22 protein-coding genes are annotated in these 19,558 nt (G+C 71.6%); 9 read left to right on the forward strand and 13 right to left on the reverse strand.

What is annotated here, in order from left to right; genetic code table 11:
* Positions 1–193 precede the first annotated feature (193 nt).
* The 6 genes from EXE48_RS00005 to EXE48_RS00030 all read right to left on the reverse strand — a co-directional run bounded on the left by EXE48_RS00005 (position 194) and on the right by EXE48_RS00030 (position 6,399).
* The gene (locus EXE48_RS00005) at positions 194–727 is read right to left on the reverse strand and encodes a metallophosphoesterase (protein ID WP_137707786.1); all 534 of its coding nucleotides are present in this window, start codon (positions 725–727) and stop codon (positions 194–196) included.
* Between the two features lie 418 nt (positions 728–1,145).
* On the reverse strand, positions 1,146–2,129 hold the full coding sequence (locus EXE48_RS00010; RefSeq protein ID WP_053771835.1) for a replication factor C small subunit: 984 nt from the start codon (positions 2,127–2,129) through the stop codon (positions 1,146–1,148).
* Between the two features lie 96 nt (positions 2,130–2,225).
* On the reverse strand, positions 2,226–3,149 hold the full coding sequence (locus EXE48_RS00015; RefSeq protein WP_137710524.1) for a DUF5995 family protein: 924 nt from the start codon (positions 3,147–3,149) through the stop codon (positions 2,226–2,228).
* 81 nt (positions 3,150–3,230) lie between these two features.
* Positions 3,231–4,175, reverse strand: coding sequence for an electron transfer flavoprotein subunit alpha/FixB family protein (locus tag EXE48_RS00020; RefSeq protein WP_199236328.1), 945 nt, complete (start codon positions 4,173–4,175; stop codon positions 3,231–3,233).
* Positions 4,175–4,963 carry an electron transfer flavoprotein subunit beta/FixA family protein gene (locus EXE48_RS00025; RefSeq protein WP_137710526.1) on the reverse strand — a complete coding sequence of 263 codons (789 nt, stop codon included), beginning with the start codon at positions 4,961–4,963 and terminating at the stop codon, positions 4,175–4,177. The genes EXE48_RS00020 and EXE48_RS00025 overlap by 1 nt, the downstream gene beginning before the upstream one ends.
* 146 nt (positions 4,964–5,109) lie before the next feature.
* A complete protein-coding gene (locus tag EXE48_RS00030; protein ID WP_137710527.1) occupies positions 5,110–6,399 on the reverse strand; it encodes a helix-turn-helix transcriptional regulator in 1,290 nt (429 codons plus the stop codon).
* A gap of 172 nt (positions 6,400–6,571) precedes the next feature.
* Between EXE48_RS00030 and EXE48_RS00035 the strand changes: the two genes are divergently transcribed.
* Both EXE48_RS00035 and EXE48_RS00040 read left to right on the forward strand, forming a co-directional pair.
* Positions 6,572–7,912, forward strand: a complete 1,341-nt coding sequence (locus EXE48_RS00035; RefSeq protein ID WP_137710528.1) for a DUF7094 domain-containing protein — start codon at positions 6,572–6,574, stop codon at positions 7,910–7,912.
* 75 nt (positions 7,913–7,987) lie between these two features.
* Positions 7,988–8,434 (forward strand): type IV pilin domain-containing protein, encoded by a 447-nt coding sequence (locus EXE48_RS00040; RefSeq protein ID WP_053771829.1) that lies wholly within the window; start codon positions 7,988–7,990, stop codon positions 8,432–8,434.
* Between the two features lie 67 nt (positions 8,435–8,501).
* Here the strand turns inward: EXE48_RS00040 and EXE48_RS00045 are convergent, their stop codons facing one another.
* Positions 8,502–9,191: a methyltransferase domain-containing protein gene (locus tag EXE48_RS00045; RefSeq protein WP_137705603.1), complete on the reverse strand. Its 690-nt coding sequence runs from the start codon at positions 9,189–9,191 to the stop codon at positions 8,502–8,504.
* 120 nt (positions 9,192–9,311) lie between these two features.
* Here EXE48_RS00045 and EXE48_RS00050 point away from each other — a divergent pair, with 120 nt between their 5' ends.
* Positions 9,312–10,151, forward strand: coding sequence for a DUF6663 family protein (locus tag EXE48_RS00050; RefSeq protein WP_053771827.1), 840 nt, complete (start codon positions 9,312–9,314; stop codon positions 10,149–10,151).
* 30 nt (positions 10,152–10,181) lie between these two features.
* Here EXE48_RS00050 and EXE48_RS00055 read toward each other — a convergent pair whose 3' ends face one another.
* Positions 10,182–11,156, reverse strand: a complete 975-nt coding sequence (locus EXE48_RS00055) for a C-terminal binding protein (protein WP_137710529.1) — start codon at positions 11,154–11,156, stop codon at positions 10,182–10,184.
* Positions 11,157–11,298: 142 nt separating this feature from the next.
* On the opposite strand from EXE48_RS00055, the gene EXE48_RS00060 reads away from it, so the two are divergent.
* Complete coding sequence (locus EXE48_RS00060; RefSeq protein WP_443984485.1) at positions 11,299–11,604, forward strand: DUF7536 family protein; 306 nt, start codon at positions 11,299–11,301, stop codon at positions 11,602–11,604.
* Between the two features lie 103 nt (positions 11,605–11,707).
* On the opposite strand, the gene EXE48_RS00065 is transcribed toward EXE48_RS00060, so the two are convergent.
* Positions 11,708–11,989 (reverse strand): MarR family transcriptional regulator, encoded by a 282-nt coding sequence (locus tag EXE48_RS00065; RefSeq protein WP_008443026.1) that lies wholly within the window; start codon positions 11,987–11,989, stop codon positions 11,708–11,710.
* Positions 11,990–12,271: 282 nt separating this feature from the next.
* Here EXE48_RS00065 and EXE48_RS00070 point away from each other — a divergent pair, with 282 nt between their 5' ends.
* From EXE48_RS00070 to EXE48_RS00085, 4 genes are all read left to right on the forward strand, one after another.
* Entirely contained in the window at positions 12,272–12,580 is a 309-nt protein-coding gene (locus tag EXE48_RS00070) for an EMC6-like membrane protein (protein WP_137710530.1), read from the forward strand.
* 1 nt (position 12,581) lies between these two features.
* Positions 12,582–14,402 carry a ribosome biogenesis/translation initiation ATPase RLI gene (locus EXE48_RS00075; protein WP_053771824.1) on the forward strand — a complete coding sequence of 607 codons (1,821 nt, stop codon included), beginning with the start codon at positions 12,582–12,584 and terminating at the stop codon, positions 14,400–14,402.
* Between the two features lie 75 nt (positions 14,403–14,477).
* Entirely contained in the window at positions 14,478–15,221 is a 744-nt protein-coding gene (locus tag EXE48_RS00080) for a creatininase family protein (protein ID WP_053771823.1), read from the forward strand.
* Positions 15,222–15,310: 89 nt separating this feature from the next.
* The gene (locus tag EXE48_RS00085; protein WP_053771822.1) at positions 15,311–15,577 is read left to right on the forward strand and encodes an HAH_0734 family protein; all 267 of its coding nucleotides are present in this window, start codon (positions 15,311–15,313) and stop codon (positions 15,575–15,577) included.
* A 27-nt stretch (positions 15,578–15,604) separates the two neighbouring features.
* Here the strand turns inward: EXE48_RS00085 and EXE48_RS00090 are convergent, their stop codons facing one another.
* The 3 genes from EXE48_RS00090 to EXE48_RS00100 all read right to left on the reverse strand — a co-directional run bounded on the left by EXE48_RS00090 (position 15,605) and on the right by EXE48_RS00100 (position 17,085).
* A complete protein-coding gene (locus EXE48_RS00090; RefSeq protein WP_199236329.1) occupies positions 15,605–16,234 on the reverse strand; it encodes an L-threonylcarbamoyladenylate synthase in 630 nt (209 codons plus the stop codon).
* A gap of 79 nt (positions 16,235–16,313) precedes the next feature.
* Positions 16,314–16,823: a redoxin domain-containing protein gene (locus tag EXE48_RS00095; protein ID WP_053771820.1), complete on the reverse strand. Its 510-nt coding sequence runs from the start codon at positions 16,821–16,823 to the stop codon at positions 16,314–16,316.
* Between the two features lies 1 nt (position 16,824).
* Positions 16,825–17,085: a glutaredoxin family protein gene (locus EXE48_RS00100; RefSeq protein WP_053771819.1), complete on the reverse strand. Its 261-nt coding sequence runs from the start codon at positions 17,083–17,085 to the stop codon at positions 16,825–16,827.
* A gap of 184 nt (positions 17,086–17,269) precedes the next feature.
* Here EXE48_RS00100 and EXE48_RS00105 point away from each other — a divergent pair, with 184 nt between their 5' ends.
* Entirely contained in the window at positions 17,270–18,697 is a 1,428-nt protein-coding gene (locus EXE48_RS00105; RefSeq protein ID WP_053771818.1) for a hemolysin family protein, read from the forward strand.
* Between the two features lie 102 nt (positions 18,698–18,799).
* On the opposite strand, the gene EXE48_RS00110 is transcribed toward EXE48_RS00105, so the two are convergent.
* Entirely contained in the window at positions 18,800–19,531 is a 732-nt protein-coding gene (locus tag EXE48_RS00110; protein ID WP_121600955.1) for a DUF5781 family protein, read from the reverse strand.
* Positions 19,532–19,558 lie beyond the last annotated feature (27 nt).

Consider the following 19,558-nt stretch of genomic DNA (forward strand, 5'->3'; position numbering starts at 1 on the left):
CCCAGAACCCCTCCCCCGGGTGCGGTCCGCCCGCCGGCGTTCCCACCCGCACCGACTCGGGTCCGCCACCGTGCACGCGACCGTCGGCCGGTCCGGCCGCACGCGGGACGTCGCGATCGGTCCCCGCCGCCGCGCACGACGGCCTCGCGCCCGCTTCTCGCGCCCCGCTCCGTTACCCTGCGCTCTCGATCCGTTACTCCGCGCTCCCGCCCTCGATGCGGAACGTCTCGAAGACCTCGCCGTCCGGGGTCACCAGCCGTCCGTCAAGTCCGCTCCCGCTCTCGCTCTCGGTCGGAGTCAGCTCTGCGTGCGCCGGGCGGTTCCCGCGCGGCTGCGCGTGGCTCCCAGGGTTCAGTATCGGCAGCCCGCCCGAGTCGTCGAACCGCGGCCGGTGGCTGTGGCCGCAGATCACGGCGTCCGCGTCGCGGCCGCGACCGAGCATGACGAGCCCCGTGTCGCCGCTGCGGTGCCGGTGGGTAACCGCGAACCGGACCCCGGCGTACTCGACGGTCCGCACCTCGGGCACGCGGTCGCGGATCGCGGCGTCGTCGTTGTTGCCGTAGACGGCGCGGAGGCTCGCGGCGGCCGACCGGAAGGCGTCCAACACCGGTTCGCGGTAGAAGTCGCCCGCGTGGACCACCAGCTCGGCCTCGCGGACCGCCTCGGCGGTCCGCCCCTGAAGCCTCGACTCCTCGCGTGCGTGCGTGTCGGAGACGACGACGAGCATAACCGACTCTCCGCGCCGGCGTGTTTTAAAAAGCGCGCCTGCTGCCGTGGCGCGCGCCCGTGAGCGCCCGGCGGGCGCGAGACGGCGCGTGCGAGGGAGCGGTGAGCGCTCGGAGAGCGCGAACCGCGAGGTTGGGGAGGCGTGAGGTGCCGTGTTGAGCGGTGCGGGGCGGGAATCAAAGGGGCAGCCGGGAGGCGGGCGCAGGCGACGTAAGGACCGCAGCGAGGGAGCGAACGCGGTGAGCGACCGAGTGAGGACCGCAGCGAGCGTGCGCCCGCCTCCCGGCTGGGGCTTTGGCGATGTTACCCGTCGATCTGTGGCCACTTGCGTACAGCCGAGCGGCTGGGGTTTCGACGGTGTTCACCACAGATCCGCGGTCAACGAGTTATAAAAAGACGAGCAGAGGTCCGAAAACAGCCTACTCGTCCAACGAGAGCGCCGCGAGCAGCGACTCCAGTTGGACCTGCTCGTTGGCGCCCTCCGCGATCCGGTAGTCGGCCTCGCCGACGCGCTCCATCAGCCGCACCGCCTCGCGCTCGCTCAGGTCGAACTCCCAGACGGAGCGGTGGAGCTGGTCGATCACGTCGCCGCCGGCCATCCCCGTCTCCGTGAGCAGCGTGTCGAGCGTCGACCGCGCCCGCGCGAAGTCGCCCTCCAGCGCGTCGGTCACCATCGACTCGATCTCCTCCGGCCGGGCGGTCGCCGTGATCGCGTACACCGCCTCCTCGTCGACCACGTCGCCGGTCGTCGCCGCCGCCTGGAGCGAGTTGATCGCGCGGCGCATGTCGCCGTCGGCCGCGTACACGAGGGCGTCGACGCCCGCGTCGGTCACCTCGATGTCCTCGGCGGCCGCGATCTCGCGGACCATCCCGCCGACCGCCTCGTCGGAGAGCGGCGAGAACCGGAAGACGGCGCAGCGCGACTGGATCGGGTCGATGATCTTCGACGAGTAGTTACACGAGAGGATGAAGCGGGTGTTGTCGGAGAACTGCTCCATCGTCCGGCGCAGCGCCGACTGGGCGTCGTCGGTGAGGCTGTCCGCCTCGTCGAGGAACACGATCCGGAAGTCGCCGCCGAACGACGAGCGCGCGAACCCCTTGATCCGGTCGCGGACGACGTCGATCCCGCGCTGGTCGGAGGCGTTCAGCTCCAGGAAGTTGCCGCGCCAGTTGTCCTCGCCGTATATCTCGCGGGCGATGGCGGTGGCGGCGGTGGTCTTCCCGACGCCCGCAGGCCCCGAAAAGAGCAGGTGGGGGACGTCGTCCTGCGCGATGTAGCTCTGGAGGCGCTCGACGATCTCCTCTTGGCCGTGGATGTCGTCGAGCGACTGCGGCCGGTACTTCTCGATCCAGATCTCTCGCCCAGTCGCGGTCGCAGCCGCCTGCTCGTCGGCCTCGCTCATTACCGGATTCGAGGGCCGGCGGGGTCATAAACGAACCGAGAGCCGGCCGCGCCGACGCGCGTCCCCGGCCCCTCGTCCGATGCCCGTCCTCGTCCCCTACGTCAGCCGTCCGAACGCCTCGCGGAACGCGCCCGCGGCGTCGCCCTCGGTCTCCGCGTCCCGCAGTCGCCTGCCCGCCTCGGCGTCGAACTCGGGCGCGAGCACGACCGCCGCGGCGCCCGTCGCGACGGTCTCCGTCCGCCAGTCGACGTACCGCTCGGCGAGCCGCGCCGGGAGGTCCGCGCGTAACACGGCGTTCCGCCACGCGAACTCGCGGGTCGCCGTCAGTCCGAGCAGCGCCAGCCGGTCGTCGAGGGGGTCGAACGCCGCGTCGATCCCGGCAATTCCGAGCGCCCCGTACGCATCGACGAGGGCGTCCTGGGCGGTCTGAACGAGCCGGGCCAACACCGCGTTGATGCGGTCGTGGTCCTCGAGCTTGGCGCCGCGGTCGGGGTCGATCCCCACGTCGCCGAGGGCGTACGTGAGGTCGTAGGCGATGTGCGCGTTGATGCCGAGCAGGGCGTCCTGCGCGACGAGCGTCTCCCCGCGGGCCGCGGCGGCGAAGGCGAGCAGCCACGGCCGCGGGAGCGAGCCGAACGCCCGCCGCTCGAACGCGACCAGCGCCCGGCGGTAGCGCTCCGCGAAGGCGACGAGGTACGCCGCGGTCCACTCCGGATCGACGAAGGCGCCGTCGTCGATGGCGGTCCGCACGGTCGCCGTCATCCGGCTGTACACCGTGAGGAACACCGCGCGGCGGTCGCCCCGCTCCCGGAGGTACGACTCGGTCTTCGCCAGCCGCTCGTCGACGTCGGCGACGGACGCGAACGGCGCCGCGACGAGGTCGAGCAGCGCCGCGTCCGGCTCGTCGTCCGCTAGGTCCGCGGCGATCGCGTCCCGCTCGCCGTCGACCGCTCGGCGGAGCCCGACGAGCAGCGCTCTCGCCTCCTCGGTCGTCGGGACGGCGGCGCGGATCGGAGTCATGACTGACGGACGGCCGAGCCGTCTGACCGCCCGGTACTCGGTCGGAGCCAAAGAACGTTGCTGCGAGGGGGTCGGCGCCGACTACGCGAACTCGTCGACCAGCTCGGGCACCACGTCGAAGAGGTCGCCGACGATCCCGTAGTCGGCGATGTCGAAGATCGGCGCGTTCGGGTCGGTGTTGATGGCGACGATCGTGTCCGAGCCCTTCATGCCGGCGACGTGTTGAACCGCGCCGGAGATGCCGACCGCGATGTACACGTCCGGCGTGACGACCTTCCCCGACTGGCCGACCTGCCGGTTCTTCGGCAGCCAGCCGTTGTCGACGATCGGCCGCGAGGCCGAGAGGGTCGCGCCGAGCGCGTCGGCGAGCTCCTCGACGAGTTCGAGGTTCTCCTCCTCCTCGATGCCGCGGCCGACCGAGACGAGCACGTCGGCGTCCGCGATGTCGACGTCGCCGCCGCCGACCTCCTCGAAGCCCGTGACGCGGGCGCCCGACTCGGGGATGTCGACGTCGGCCGCCTCGACGGTCGCGTCGCCGACCCCCTCCGCCGGCGGCCACTCGCCGCCGCGGACCGTGATGACGAAGCGGTCGCCGGCCACGTCGACGGTCGTCTCCACCTTCGAGCCGTACATCTCGCGGGTGACGGTGAGCCCGCCGTCGTAGTCGATCCCGACGGCGTCGGTCACGACGGGGACGCCGAGGGCCTCCGCGAGCGCCGGCGCGTAGTCGAGGCCGTTGACGGAGTTCGGCAGCACCACCGCGCCGGCGTCGAGCCGGTCCGCGAGCGTCGAGACGGCCGCCTGGTAGGCGTTGTGGTCGAACTCCTCGCCGTCGTCGACGGCGTGGATCGCGTCGACGCCCTCGCGGTTGAGGTCCTCCGCGAAGCCGTCGACGTCGCCGCCGATGACGGCCACGTGGAGGTCGGCGTCGCGCGCGTCGGCGAGCTCCCGCCCGGCCGTGATCGCCTCGTAGGTCACGTCCCGGAGCGCGCCGCGGCGGTGTTCGGCGGCGACGAGCACGCTCATCACGCGCCCACCCCCTTGTCCCGCAGGACCTCGGCAAGGCGACCCGCGGACTCGCCGGCGTCGCCCTCGATGATCTCCGCGTCGGACTCGCTCTCCGGCTCGTACATCTCGGTGACCGTCAGCGCGCTCTCCACGTCCTCGGCGCTCAGTCCGAGGTCGGACAGGTCCGTCGCGGCGATCTCTTTGCGCTGGGCCTGTCGGATCCCGCGGAGGCTCGCGTACCGCGGCTCGTTGAGCCCGGTCTGGACCGTCAGCACCGCCGGGAGGTCCACGTCGGTCAGCTCCTCGACGCCGCCCTCGAGCTCCCGGTGGACGTGCGCCACGCCCGCGTCGGCGTCGACGTCGAGGTGGTTGACGACCGCGGCGTGCTCGAAGCCGATCCGCTCCGCGAGCGCGACGCCGGTCGCGCCGAAGCCGGTGTCAGCGGCCTGGACGCCGCCGAGGATCAGGTCCGGCTCCTCCTCCTCGACGATCGCCTCGAACAGGTCGACCTTCGAGGCCACGTCGGCAAACCCGCCGGCGAGCGCGTCGTCCCAGACGCGGACCGCGCGGTCGGCGCCCTTCGCGAGCGCCATCCGGATCGTCTCCTCGGCGCGCTCCGGGCCGACGGTGACGGTCACGACCTCGTCCGCGATCCCGGCCTCGGCGAGCTGGACGGCGGCCTCGACGGCGTAGTCGTCCCACTCGTTCAGGTCGTACTCGAGGTCGGACTCGGCGATATCGGTCCCCTCGATCGCGAAGTCGTCGTCGGCCTCCGCGACCTCCTTGACGGTCACCAGAACCTTCATGATCGTTACTCAGTCGCTCGTCCTGTAATGGTTTTCGGAACGAGCGACGGCGGACCAGCGGTTTTCCTCGGTTCGTCCGACTCTGGGCGACGGCCGACGCCGCGGCGACCGCCCCGCTGCCCGCCACCACTGCCGCGATCGGCGGGCTACTCGTCGGCGCGGTCGCCGTCGGCCCCTCCGCCGTCCTCGTCGTCGGGCAGCGAGATGAGGTTCTCGCGGCCGAGGCGGAGCTTCTCGACGCGGCCCTCGTCGGCCATCGCCGAGAGCAGCTGCGACACCTTCGCGTCCGACCACCCGGTCTCGGCGACGATGTCGGCCTGCCGCATCCGGCCGCCGTTGGCGTCGAGGAGGCGCTCGACGCGCTCCTCGTCCGAGAGCAGCGAGAGGTCCTCCCCGTCGTCGCCGTCGTCCCCCTCGTCGCCCGCGTCGGCGCCGTCGTCGTCCGCCTCCGGTTCCCGACCGGCGCTCCCGACGCCGCCCGGACCCGGCCCGCCGCCGGTCGCCACGTCCTCGCCGCCGTTCGCCGCCGACTCGCCCGGCCCGTCTCTCCCGGGGTTGATCCGGCGGTACCCGACGACGCTCCCGGCGACGAGGGCCGCGGCGAGCACGATCGCGGCCATCAGCATCGTCCACGGGGCGCCCGCTCCGGCGGGGCCGTACACGATCGCCACGGGCTCGCCCTCCTCGAACGTCTGTGGCCCCTCGATGATCACGTCGCCGTCCGAGAGCTGGGTCACGGCGCTGCTCGGCGTTCCGGTGACGGTGTACCCCTCGGGCGTCGCCACCTCCAGCGTCTGGCCCGCCTCCAGGCTGCGGAGCCACGTCTCGTTGTCCGGCGTCGTCAGCGCGTCGCCGAGGACGAGGCTCTCGCCGTCCCGTTCGAGGAACGCCGTCCAGGTGAACGTGAGCCGCAGTTCGCCGACCGCGACCGCGTCCTCCGTCGCGACCTCGTACTCGCTCGGGTCCTCGTACACCTCGACCTCGCGCCCGACGTCCTCGATCGCCATCGAGCGGTCGACGTTGCGGCTCGCCTCGCGGCGGAACCCCTCGAACAGGGCGGCGTCGGGGCCGACCTCGCCGTCCTCGAAGCGGTCGCCGGCGGTCCTGAACGCCGCCGTCTCGTTCGCGTCCGCCAGCGAGTACCGGACCGCGACGGTCCAGTCGGCGCTGCGGTCGGGGTTCAGACCGATCCGGATCCGCGTCGTCGACGGCGACGTGATGCCGTCGTCGGTCTGCTGGCGGACGGCGGTCGAGCGGTCGCCGACGGCACCGGCGACGCCTGAACCGTCGGCGGCGGCCGACGCGCGGGTCGGGTTCTCGGCAGCGTCGAGGGGGGAGGGGGCCGTGACCGCGCCGTCGGCCGCGACGCCGGCGCTCGCGACCAGCGCGAGCGCGACGACGGCGAGCAAGAGCGCGCGAAGAGCGGGGTTCCGCATACGTCACGGGCCACTCGCGCGCCGGGCAAAACGCTTTCCATACGCTGTTTTTTGACAGGACGCCCGGCCGAGTCGCCGCTCGCGCGCCGCTCGACGGCGACGCGGGTCGGTCGGCGCGGGCGGCCGGCCGCAGTGGGTGGACTTTTTGTGTCCCGGGCCGAACCGTCGGGCGATGAGAGCCCTCCCGATCGCCGCGGTCGCGTTCCTGTTGGTCGTGGCCCCGGTCGCCGGCGTCACCGCGCCGGGCGCCGTCTCCCCGTCCGTCGACTCGGTGGAGTCCGCCGATTCGCCCCCGCCCGCCGCGCCGGACCTCCCCGCCGCTCCGGCGTCGCCCGGTAGTTCGACATCGTCAGCGGACCCGACGGCCGCCCCCGGCCAGCCGATGCCGCAGCTCGAAACGACGAACCTGACGCTCCGCACGCTCTCGACGCCGCCCGGCGCGGAGACGCGGGTCGGCACGTACGTACGCGGCCCCGACCTCGGCTCGGCGCTCGGGTTCGCGACCGCCGACGCCGACGCGGCCGTCGAGACCGCGGCCGTCGTCGACCGGATCGAGGGCGCCGAGGCCGGCGTCGAGCGCCAACAGCAGATCCTCGTCGAGATCAACCGCGTCGAGCGCGCGGAGGTGGCGCTGTCCAGCCGCCAGGCGGACGCCTTCAGCGCGCACGCCGCCGGCGAGATGAGCGACCGCGAGCTGGTCGACGAGCTCGTCCGGGTGGCGGCGACCGCCCGCGAGTACGACGAGCGGCTCGAGGCCATCGACGCGCTCGCCGAGTCGACGGACGGGTTCAGCTCGCCCGGTCGGCTCGACGAGCTTCAGGTGGCGCTCCAGGTGTACGAGGGGCCGGTCCGGGACCACGCGCTCGCGACCGCTCGCGGTCAGTCCTCGCCGAACGACATCTACGTCGCGTCGAGCGAGGACGCCGTCGTGCTCGCGACCGTCGTCGACGGCGAGTACGTCCGCGAGGTCTTCCGGACCGACCGCTGGGACCGCGGCGGCGGCGACATCTCGAACGACGCGGCGATAGCGATCACCGAGGCGGCCTACCCCGAGACGGCCGCGCTGCGCGAGCCCGACGCGTTCGGCGCGGGCGCGGTCCAGCGGATCACCATCCCGCACGAGTTCGGCGTCCTCCGGACGTTCGTCAGCGGCGGCACCGAGCGGGTGTTCGTCGAGCACCAGCGCGTCGACCTGGCCGCGTTCCCCGACACCGAGCCGGTCGCGGCCGCCGGCGACGGGTTCAACGTCACCGTCGAACGGACCTACCCCGGCGGGCCGGTGACCGTGACCGTCCTCGACGACGAGACCGGCGAACCGGTCTCCGGCGTCACCGTCACCAAGTCCGTCGGCGGCGGCGACAGCCGGGCGATCGGCGCGACCGACGAGAACGGCGTCGTCCGGACGCTCTCGCCCGCCGAGCCGTACCGCATCACGGTCGTCGACGAGCCCCGCGTCGTCGTCCTCGACGGCATCGAACCCCTCCCGACGCCGCGGCCGGTCGGCGACGAGTGACCGCCCGGGGCCGACGCTTTTACCCGAAACCGCCCCACCGCCCCCGTGTCACCAGTTGCTCGCCGCGCCCGAGGGATGGCGCCCGTCGCGGGCGTGCTGCTCATCGCGATCACGGTCGTGCTGGCCGGCGGCGTCGCGGCCGCCGCGCTCGGCGGGCCGAGCGCGACGGTGCCGCCGTCGGCGGTGTTGTCGCTGTCGGCGACCGACGATCGGGTCGCGATCGACCACCGCGGCGGCGACCCGATCGACGTCGCGGCCGTCCGGGTCCGCGTCAGCGTCGACGGCGAACCGCTCGACGAGCAGCCGCCGCTCCCGTTCTTTTCGGCCGCCGGCTTCCACCCCGGTCCGACCGGCCCGTTCAACTCCGCGGGCGACGACACGCTGCGCGTCGGCGAGACGGCGGCGTTCCGCGTCGCTGACACCAACGACCCGACGCTCGAACCGGGCCGACGAGTCACCGTCGAGATCACGGCCGCCGGCCGCCCGGTCGCGACGCTGGAGACGGTCGTCGAGCCGGGGTAGAACGCGCGTCTCGGACGCCTTCGCACCGGCGTCCCGGTTCGGCGTCGAGCGCCGAGGGATCCGACCGCTACTCGGCGCCGGGCGCCGAGGGGTCCGCGTCGGGAGCGGCCGCGGCCGACTCGTCGCCCGATTCGCCGTCGTCGGGGACGCGGGCGACGGTCGTGATGGCGCGGGGGCTCTGCGGCGTCGCCTGCTGGATGTGGTGTTCGAACTCCTCGTAGCCGGCCGCCTCGAACATCCGGTCGGCCTCGTCGGCGTCGTAGAACAGCATGATCGCGTCGGCCACCCGCTGGAGGATCGGGTTGTGCGGGTAGTCGGGGCCGACGACGAGCACCTGCCCGCCGGGCTTCGCGACGCGCCGGAGCTCGCGCAGCCCGTCGACGGGGTTCGGCCAGTACTCGATGGAGCCGGACGACCAGACCACGTCGAACGCGTCGTCGCGGAACGGGAGCCGCTCGGCGTCGCCGCGGTAGAAGTTCACTCGGTCGCGCTTCCCGAACTTCTCGAACGCCTTCTCCATCTGGTGGATGCTCTGGTCGAGCCCGTGGACGTCGTCGGCGTGTTCGAGCAGTCCCTCCGTGCCGAAGCCGGTCCCGCACCCCACGTCGAGCACCGTCGGGTCGTCGCCGAACTCCAGCCACGAGAGCGCCTCCGCGCGCATCTCCTCGTTCCAGTTGAAGCTGTTAATCCGGTCGTACACCTTCGAGAGGTACTTGTAGAAGAGCCGGGCGTTCGACTTGTCCTCGAGGATCCCCATTTACCGGTTCCTTGGGCCGGCGGCCCCATAACGACACGGATCCGCGGGCGGGATCGGCCGCGGACGAGCGGGCCGCGCCGCTTCCGACCGGCTTTTCCGCCCGCCGCCCCACCGCTCGGTATGGACCCGACGACGAGCGGCCGGTTCCGCGTCCACGACCGGCGCCGGCGGCCGGACATCGCCGACGAGTCGGACGGGGGCGACCCCGGCGCGGCCGACGCCGAGGAGTTCGTCCTCGTCGAGTTCGCCGACGAGCCGGTCGACCCGACGGCCCCCGACGCCGAAGACCGTTACGACCCCCTCTACGCCACCGCGGAGGGATATGAGGGCGACCTCGGCGAGGCCGTCGACGCGCTCCGGCCCGGCTTCGTCGTCGACGCGACGCTGGCGTGGACCGACGGCTCCGCGCGCTTCCGCGACGTCGGGGTCGTCCGCGAGACCCGCTTCCGCTTCGCCGACGACGTCGAGGGAATGTTCGAGGCGGCCGTCGAGACCTGGCGGCAGATCCGCGCCGAGGGGGAACCCGTCGGCTCGATCACCACCCGGTCGAACGACGGCGACCCCAACGGCGCGTTATACCTCTTCGCGGACGCGCCCGGCAGCGACACCTTCGACGAGGTCCGCACGGGCCGGCTCCCGATCGAACCGCTCGTCGCGCGCGTGAACGAGTCGCGCGACGACGACGGTCCGCGGGAGGTGTTCGTGTTGCGCCCCGCGGCCCACGAGTTCGTCGCCGTCTACGTCGTCTTCGACCGCGACGGCGTCCTCGCGCAGACGGTCCGGGACACCTACGACCTCGGGGCCGGGCTGGCGGCGGGGCTCGACGCGAGCTACCCGGGCGGCGACGACGGCGACTCGCTCGTCTCCGACGCCGCGGACGACGCCCCGGGGGAGTCGAACGGGTCGGACGACGACCCGCTCGACGATGACGACGACTTCGACGCCCTCGACCGCCTGTAGGCCGGCGCGTCTCCCCGGACTCCCGCGGCGCTACAGCCAGTCCGCCTCGGGGTCGACCCGACCGTCCGGCGTCTCGCCGTTGAGGACCGCCGCCACGTCGGCGGCGCCGCTCCGGTTCAGGTCGTCTTTCGCCTCCTCGCTGTACCACGCCGCGTGCGGCGTGACCACCGTGTCGTCACGGCCGACGAGCGGGTCGTCCTCCGGCGGCTCCTCGGCGAGTACGTCGAGGCCGGCGGCCTTTATTCCGTCCCGCTCCAGCGCGTCGAGGAGGGCGTCGGCGTCGACGACCGGGCCGCGGCTCACGTTGACGACCACCGAGTCCTCGCTCAGGCGCTCCAGCGCGTCCGCGTCGACGATCCCCCGCGTCGCGTCGGTCAGGGGGGCGTAGACGCCGACGTGGTCGGCGCGGTCGAACAGCGCCTCGAACTCGACCTTCTCGACGCCGTGGTCGGCCATCTCCTCGGCGTCGACGAACGGGTCGTGCGCGATCAGGTCGGCGCCGAACCCGGAGAGCTGTTCGGCCGCCCGGCGGGCGATCGGACCGAACGAGAGCAGGCCGATCGTCGACGCGCTCACCCGCCGGGTCGGGACGCCCGCCTCCCAGCTCCACCCGCCCTCCGCGACCGCGTCGTCGTACGGCTTGAGCGAGCGCAGGCAGGCGAGGAGCAGCGAGACGGAGTGGGTCGCCACCTCGTCGGTACAGTAGTCCGGCACCCGGGTGACGGTCACCCCGCGCTCCGCGGCCGCCGCCACGTCGACGTTGTCGACGCCGACGGCCGAGCGGACGACGACCCGCGGGTCCGTGGCGTCGAGCGCCGCCTCGGTGACGGGGGTGTTGATGTCGGTAACGACCGCGTCGGCGTCGGCCGCCGCGTCGATCAGCCGCTCGGTCGACCTCAGTTCCGCGACCTCGACATCGACCGGCTCGTCGACCGCGTCGGCGAGTACCTCGCGGTACGTCTCCGGGTCTATCATCGGGAACGCCGACAGCACGACTCTGGGCATGCGCGGTCCTTCATCACCGACCCACTTGACGGCTGTCACTAACGCTGTCAGGCTCTCTTCCGTCCGATTCGATCGTGACAGATCGCCGCACCGGGCGCCGCGTTCCGATGGCTCTTTGCGGCGGCCGGCCGTACGTCCCCCCGTGAGCGAGGACAGTTCGAAGCCCCCGATGCTGGTCCTGTTGGAGTCGCTGTCGTTCTATCGCAACGTCCGGATCGGGGCGGCCGCCGGCGCGCTGCTCGCGCTCTCGCTGTACCTCGTCCGGACGCTCGAACTGCTCGGGCCGGTGATCGACACGCGCGAGTACCCGCTGTTCGGGCCCGACGTCTGGTTCCTCCTGCTCGCGTTCGTGCTGGCGGCGACGTCGGCGCTGGCGGTGGCGGTCGTCCTCACGGTCGCGGCGGCGGTCCGCGGCGCGCGCGAGGGCGGGGCGGAGCCGCCGGAGTAGCGGGGACGCCGTGCGGGGCGGTCCGTGGCGCGCGGGACGCGTCGCTCGGCGTCGCCGAGAGAGGGTGAGAATACGGACGGGACGGGGAGTCGACCGCCGCGGGTCAGTCGGCGGTACAGGAGGCCTCGCCCTCGTCGGCGGTGAACTCCTGGGCCGGCTCCGTGAGCTTGTAGAGGTTCTGTCTGGCGTCCGCGAAGTAGACGTCCTCGTCGACGACGCCGATCCCTTCGAGCCGTTCGAGCGCGTACCGGACGGTGCGGGCCGACAGCATCGACTCTTGGACGATCCCCTTCTGGGTCAGCGGTCCGTTGTACTCGAGCACCTTGAAGACGAGTTTGGCGCTCGGTGGGAGGTCGTCGAGCCCCTCCGTTTGAGTTCCTTCCATCGTTACGATTCGAAACCGCACACGTTCATAAATGTTGATGGAGCAACCCCGTCTCAGCGCCGTTTACCGGCGAAATCGGCCGCATCTCGCGTCACAAACCAGCAAAATAAGCCGCTAATTTCCCGCTGGACTGACCAGTCAGTCAGCGATTCGGCTCGCGCGCGCCTCGGCCGCGGCGACGCGCGGCGGTGCCCGAGCGTCGCGTCCCGAGGGCGGCCCGTCCCGGTCGCGAGCGACGGCGGGAACGAACGGCTTTTCACGGGCGCTCGCGGATCCGAAGCCATGAGCGACGATTCGGGCCTGTCCGACCACGCGCGCGGCGTGGTCGTCACGACCATCTGCAGTCTCGCCGGGATCGCGGCCGGCGTCGTCTCGGCCGTCTACGTCGGCACCGACCCGGCGTCCGCCGCGAGCACCACCGCGGTATTCGTGCTCGGCGCGTTCGTCATCGCCCAGTACCCGATATTCAAGGCGGTCGGCGTCGGCGACCTCGGGATCAAAGACAACCTCTACGTGGCGTTTCTCACGTTCACCCTCTGGTTCATCAGCTACACCGTCTTGCTGACCTCGGCCGTCGACCTGGGGATCTGAGATGGCCGACGACAGTATCGCGGTCGTGGATCTCGATCGGTGCCAGCCCGACCGCTGCAACTACGAGTGTATGAAGGACTGCCCGCCAAACCGGACGGGCAAGGAGTGTATCACGGAGCGCGGCCCGGACGCCGAGGAGGGCGACCCGGACCAGATCCACATCTCCGAGGAGATCTGTCTGGGCGAGACCTGCGGTATCTGCGTCCAGTCGTGCCCGTTCGACGCCATCGAGATCATCAACCTCCCCTCCGAGCTCGACGACGACCCGGTCCACCGCTACGGGGACAACGCCTTCTCGCTGTACGGCCTCCCGACGCCGGAGCCCGGCAGCGTCACCGGCATCCTCGGGCCGAACGGGATCGGGAAGTCGACCGCGGTCCACGCGCTCGCCGGCGAGATGGTCCCGAACCTCGGCGACCACGCCGCCGACGGCGACTGGGAGCGCGTCCTCGACCGCTTCCGCGGCACCGGCCTCCAGAACTACCTCGAATCGCTGAAGGCGGGCGACGTGACGGTCGCGCGCAAGCCGCAGTACGTCGACCAGATCCCCAACCAGTTCGACGGGAACACCCGCGAGCTGTTGGAGCGGACCGACGAGCGGGGCGCGCTCGACGACCTCGTCGACCGCCTCAACATCCGCCCGGTGATGGACCAGGACATCGACTCAATCTCCGGCGGCGAGCTCCAGCGCGTCGCCATCGCGGCCTGCCTCGCCCGCGACGCGGACTTCTACTTCCTCGACGAGATCACGCCGTACCTCGACATCGGCCAGCGGATGATCGTCGCCCGGCTCATCCGCGAGCTCGCGGACGACGCCGCCGCCGACCGCTCGATGCTCGTCGTCGAGCACGACCTCGCGATCCTCGACCTGCTCGCCGACACGCTCCACGTCGCGTACGGTGAGCCGGGCGCGTACGGGGTCATCACCGACCCGAAGTCGGTCCGGAAGGGGATCAACGAGTACCTGAAGGGGTACCTCGACAACGAGAACATGCGGATCCGGCCCTCCGCGATCACCTTCGAGGAGCACGCGCCGCGGGTCGCCTCCCGGAGCGAGACGCTGATCGAGTACCCGGACCTGCGGAAGTCGTACGGCGACGGCGAGTTCGAGCTCCGCGTCGAGGGCGGCGCGATCAACCGCTCCGAGGTGCTCGGCGTCGTCGGCCCGAACGGGATCGGGAAGTCCACGCTCGCGCAGCTGTTCACGGGCGACTTGGCGCCCGACGAGGGCGAACTCGACTTCGCGCTCGACATCTCCTACAAGCCGCAGTACATCGATATCGACCGGCACATGCGGGTCGACGCGTTCCTCTCCTCTATCACCGACGAGTTCGGCTCCTCCTACTGGAACACCGAGATCGCCCAGCCGCTCCAGTTGGAGCGCGTGATGGAGCAGAACCTCTCGGACCTCTCCGGCGGGGAGCGCCAGCGCGTCGCCATCGCGGCGTGCCTCTCCGACGACGCCGACCTCTACCTGCTCGACGAGCCCTCCGCCCACCTCGACGTCGAGCAGCGCGTGCGGGCGACGACCGCGATCCGCCGGTACGCCGAGAACCACGACGCGACCGTGATGGTGATCGACCACGACATCTACATGATCGACCTCCTCGCGGACCGCCTGATGGTGTTCGACGGCGAGCCGGCCGAACGCGGGCGCGCCGCGCCGCCGCAGGACATGCGCGACGGGATGAACGAGTTCCTCGCCGACCTCGAGATCACCTTCCGGCGCGACGAGCGCACCGGCCGTCCCCGGATCAACAAGCCGGGGTCGCAGCTCGACAGCCAGCAGAAGCGCGACGGCGAGTACTACTACTCGGGCTGAGGCAGTCGCTCGGACGACCGGTTCGCTCTCGCCTCTACCCCGACGCTTTCGTCGTTCGACCCCGGAGCCTCCGGCATGCCCGAGACGGACGCCGACCTGTTCGGCATGACGTGGGAGGACGCCGGCGCCGCGATCGACGACGCCGACTTCGCGGTGCTCCCGGCCGGCAGCATCGAGCAGCACGGCCCGCACCTCCCGGTGTCGACGGATACGCTCCGCGCGGACCACCTCACGGCCGAGCTGGTCGACGCCGCCGACGAGTTCGACCTCGACCTGCTGCGGCTCCCGACGCTGCCGTACGGGCAGTCGGAACACCACATGCGGTTCCCCGGGACGGTCACGCTCTCGACGGAGACGTACGTCGACGTGGTCCGTGAGATCGGCGAGTCGGTGGCCGAACACGGCGCCGACCGGCTGCTAATTCTGAACTGCCACGGCGGGAACCGCGAGCCCCTGTCGGTCGCCGCCGACCGGCTCGGCCGCGACACCGACCTGACGGTCCACTTCGTTCACTGGACGGACTTCGCGGAGGAAGACCTGACCGAGGCGTACGGCGAGGGCTGGGGCCACGCCGGCGACCACGAGACGAGCTTCGTCGAGCTGTACCGCCCGGACCTCGTGCGGACCGCAAAGAAAGAGCCGCAGGAGGCCGCGGAGCTGCCCAGCACTCGGAGCTACGAGTACTTCGACGAGGTGACGGAGCTGGGCGGGCTCGGCGACCCGACGAACAGCGACCCGGACGCGCTCGAACCCATCGTCGCCGCGACGACCCGGGAGATCCTCGGCGCGCTCGTCGAGGACCTCGACCGGGGCTGGTAGGGGGCCACCCCCGCGGTCCGCGGGGTCGCCGCCGCCGTTCGATCCGCGGTATCGAAGCGATTAAGCCCGGAACACGCGAACCCCGGCACATGCACCACCTCATCATCCGCGGCGACCCCGACATCCGGAAGGACGCGGTGATCGAGCACGACGGCGAGGAGCTGGTCTGTTTCGGCATCAACGTTCAGGGCGGCTGGCACGGCCCGGACGAGCCGCAGCTCTGGTGTACCGTCGGCACGGAAGACGAGCGCGAGGCGTACGACAAACGCGAGTACGTCCCCCACTGGCTCGACGTCGAGACGGTCGACGCCGAGGACCTCGACGTGATCAAGGCGAAGGGCGACCTCTCCGTCTGAGCGCCGCGAACGGCTCTTCTCGCCGACTCACCCGTCCACCGGCGGGTCCGCCAGCCACGCCTCGATGGCGCCGGCCATCGCCCCGCGGCGGTGGATCGTTCCCGCCTCGGGGTCGACGACCGTGCTCTCCGTCCCCGGCGTCTCGCCGCCGTCGACCACGGCGTCGACCCCCTCGCGGATCCGGTCGGAGAGGTCGCTCGGGTCGGTGACGCTGCCCGTCCCGGAGACGTTCGCGCTCGTCGCGGTGAGGGGGCCCGTCTCGGCCAGCAGCGCCCGCGCGAGGTCGTGGTCCGGCACGCGGATCCCGACGCGGTCGCGCCCGGCGGTGAGCGCGTCGGGCACCCGGTCGCCGCGCTCGACGACGACCGTCACCGGCCCCGGGAGGAACGCCCGCGCGAAGGCGACGGCCACCTCCGTCGGGCGGGTGTGGCGGAGCGCGTCGTCGACGCTCGCGACGCCGAGCGAGAGGGGGTTCGACCGGTCGCGGCCCTTCAGGTCGAAGACGCGCTCGACGGCCTCGGGGTCCAGCGCGTCGGCGCCCAACCCGTACACCGTCTCGGTCGGGTAGACGACGAGGTCGCCGCGGTCGACGGCGGCGGCCGCCGCGCGCAGCTCCTCGGATCGGTCCGGTCCGTCGTCGCTCGTGTCGGCGGTCACGCGCGACCGTTCGGCGGCGAGTTGAAAAAGCGTGACGAGTGTGTGCGGTCCGCGCGCCGGGCCGCGGTCCCGGGTCCGGTCAGTCGACGAGGTCGGCGACCGCGTCGCCGATCGCCTCGGCGTCGGGGAACTCGGGGTGTTCGCTCGCGACCCACGCGTACTCCACGGTGCGGTCGGCGTCGAGCAGGAAGACGGCGGGACGGCTCTCCGTGATCCCGCTCATGCCGTCGATCTCGTGTGCGAGGCCGTACTCCTCGACGACGCTCGCGCCCGGGTCGGAGAAGATCCGGACGCCGTCGCCGCGCTCGGCGAGCAGGCGCTTGTGGGCGTACGGCGTCGAGATGGAGACGCCGAGCACGTCGAGGTCGTCGCTCCACCCGTGGTCGTCGACCGTGTTGTAGAGGTACGTCCCCTGGAAGGTGCCGTCCATGGGATGGAAGAGGAGGAGCGTCGGCCCGTCGACGACGTCGGCGAGCGCGCGGTCCTCCCAGTACTCGCCGTTCACGAGCGGGCGGGTGAAGTCCGGCGCCGTGTCGCCCTCGGCGACGTGGTCGGTCTCGGGCAGGGAGACGACGTCGAAATCCGGCATCTCAAGCCCCCTCCTCGCCGTACATCCCCTTCAGGTACTCGACGATGTTCGCGCTCTCGGACATGGTGACGCCGGTCTCGCGGTCGACGATCGCCGGCACGCTCCGGGCGCCGGAGACGCGCTTGACGACGTTGCGCTCGGAGTGCATCGGCTCGACGTAGCGGGAGCGGTACGCTACGTCGAGCTCGTTCAACGTCCGGACGACCCGCTCGCAGAACGGACACGCCTGAAGCCGGTACAGGGTGATCTGTGGCTCGCTCATGTCCCGCGATTCGCCCGCGAGACGGGTAACCGTGTCGGCGGCGGCACCCCCGTCGACGAGGGCCCCGGTCGGCGGCGGCACGCGCCTCGGCGGCACTCAGCCGCCCCGCCGGCACTCAGCCGCCCCGCCGCGGGGCTCACCGAAGGGAACCCTTTAATCGTGGGCCGACGGATGACAAACGAATATGGGCTTGTGGTCGAGTACGCTGACGGCCGGTCTCCTCCAGATACAGATGCCCGGCGACACCGTCGTCGCCGCGCTCGGCGCGCTCACGATCCTGGTGTTGATCGCGCTGTCGGCGTTCTTCTCCTCGTCGGAGATCGCGATGTTCTCCCTGCCGCAGCACCGCATCGACAGCCTCGTCGAAGACGGGGTGCCGGGATCGGAGACGGTGAAGGCGCTGAAGACCGACCCGCACCGCCTCCTCATCACGATCCTCGTCGGTAACAACATCGTCAACATCGCGATGTCCTCCATCTCCACCGGACTGCTCGTCTACCTCGGCTTCGGGCAGGGGCAGGCCGTCACCATCGCCACCTTCGGGATCACGGCGCTCGTCCTGCTGTTCGGCGAGAGCGCGCCGAAGTCGTACGCCGTCGAGAACACCGAGTCGTGGGCGCTCCGCATCGCCCGCCCGCTGAAGCTCTCCGAGTACGTCCTCCTCCCGCTCGTGGTCCTGTTCGACTACCTGACCCGGGTCGTCAACAAGATCACCGGCGGCCGCTCGGCGATCGAGTCGTCGTACGTCACCCGCGACGAGATCCAGGACATCATCGAGACGGGCGAGCGCGAGGGCGTCATCGACGAGGAGGAGCGCGAGATGCTCGACCGCATCTTCCGGTTCAACAACACCATCGCCAAGGAGGTGATGACGCCGCGGCTCGACGTCACGGCGGTCGCGAAGGAGGACACCGTCGAGGAGGCGATCGAGACGTGTATCCAGGCCGACCACGAGCGCGTCCCCGTCTACGAGGGGAACCTCGACAACATCGTCGGCGTCGTCACGGTGCGCGACCTGGTCCGCGAGCTGCGCTACTCCGAGGGAACGCCCTCTCTGGAGCGGGTCGTCAAGCCGACGCTCCACGTCCCCGAGTCGAAGAACGCCGACGAGCTGCTCGCGGAGATGCAGGAGAACCGCCTCCAGATGGTCACCGTCATCGACGAGTTCGGCACCACGGAGGGGATCATCACGCTGGAGGACGTGGCCGAGGAGATCGTCGGCGAGATCCTCGAAGGCGACGAGTCGGCGCCCGTGGAGTTCGTCGACGACGACGTCGCGGTCGTCCAAGGACAGGTCAACATCGACGAGGTCAACGAGATACTCGGGATCGAACTGCCCGAGGGCGAGGAGTTCGAGACGCTCGCCGGCTTCGTGTTCAACCGCGCGGGGCGGCTCGTCGAGGAGGGCGAGGAGATCGAGTTCGACGGCGTCCGGATCCGCATCGAGCGCGTCGACAACACCCGGATCATGTCCGCCCGCGTGACCGTCCTCGACGGCGGCGCCGCCGAGGCGGAGGAGTCGAGCGCGCCCGTCGAGGCCACGGACTCGACCGACGAGAACGCGGCGGAGGCCGACGGCGAGGGCGATCCGGTCCAGAACGACGCAGAGTGAGACGGCGCCGCCGACGCCTTCCGGACTCGGATCGACCGTCGACGACTGCCGATACCGACCATCGTCCCCGCAGCGTCGCCCGCGAGCGACGCGCTACCCCGTTCAGACCGCGTAGGCGCGCGCGGCGGCGACGAGCGCCTTCCGGTAGTCGCTCTCGGAGGGGTCGTGGCCGAGGTCGAGGAAGCGCTCCTTGAACGCGTCGACGTCGACGGCGTCGGTGTCGCTCCCGGCGGCGCGCGCGAGATCGTAGATGCGGTGGTCGGGCCCCGCGATGCCGTGGCGCTCGACCAGCGCCAGCGCGAACGCCGCGTTGACGGCCGTTATCTCGGGGTCGGCGCCCGCCGTCACCGGCGGCGAGCCGGTGCGCGACACGTCGGGGCGGTCCGCGACCGCGGCCGCCAGCGTGGATTCGAGGAACCCGAGCAGCTTGCCCGCGGGCGCGACCGAGAGCGTGATGTCGTCGGCGTAGATGTCTTTCATGTGGTTCGCGATCTGGTAGCAATGCGCGAGCTTGCGGCGCTCCACGGTCTCGCCGGAGAGCCCGAGGTACAGCGCCTCCTCAGTCGACTGGAGGTGCGAGGGGTGGCCCTCCTCGTACCGGGCCATGTGCGCGAGCTCGTGGATCGCCAGCTCGCGCGCCATCGCGCTCGTGGCGGCCCGCCGGGAGACGTTCAGCACGTGGTGGTCGTCGTAGTGGCCGGCCCAGGTCCGCTCGTCCGGGTCCTCGCGGACCACGACGCGGACCGGCGCCTCCACGGAGCGCTCGGTCTCGAAGAGGTCCGCGGCGCCGAGAAACGGGTCGGGGGGTACGTCCCCCTGGACGCGAAGATCCATGCGTACAGTTGACACGGGCGGCGGCGA

The sequence above is a fragment of the Halorubrum sp. ASP1 genome (genome assembly GCF_005435135.1).
Classification (GTDB): domain Archaea; phylum Halobacteriota; class Halobacteria; order Halobacteriales; family Haloferacaceae; genus Halorubrum; species Halorubrum tropicale.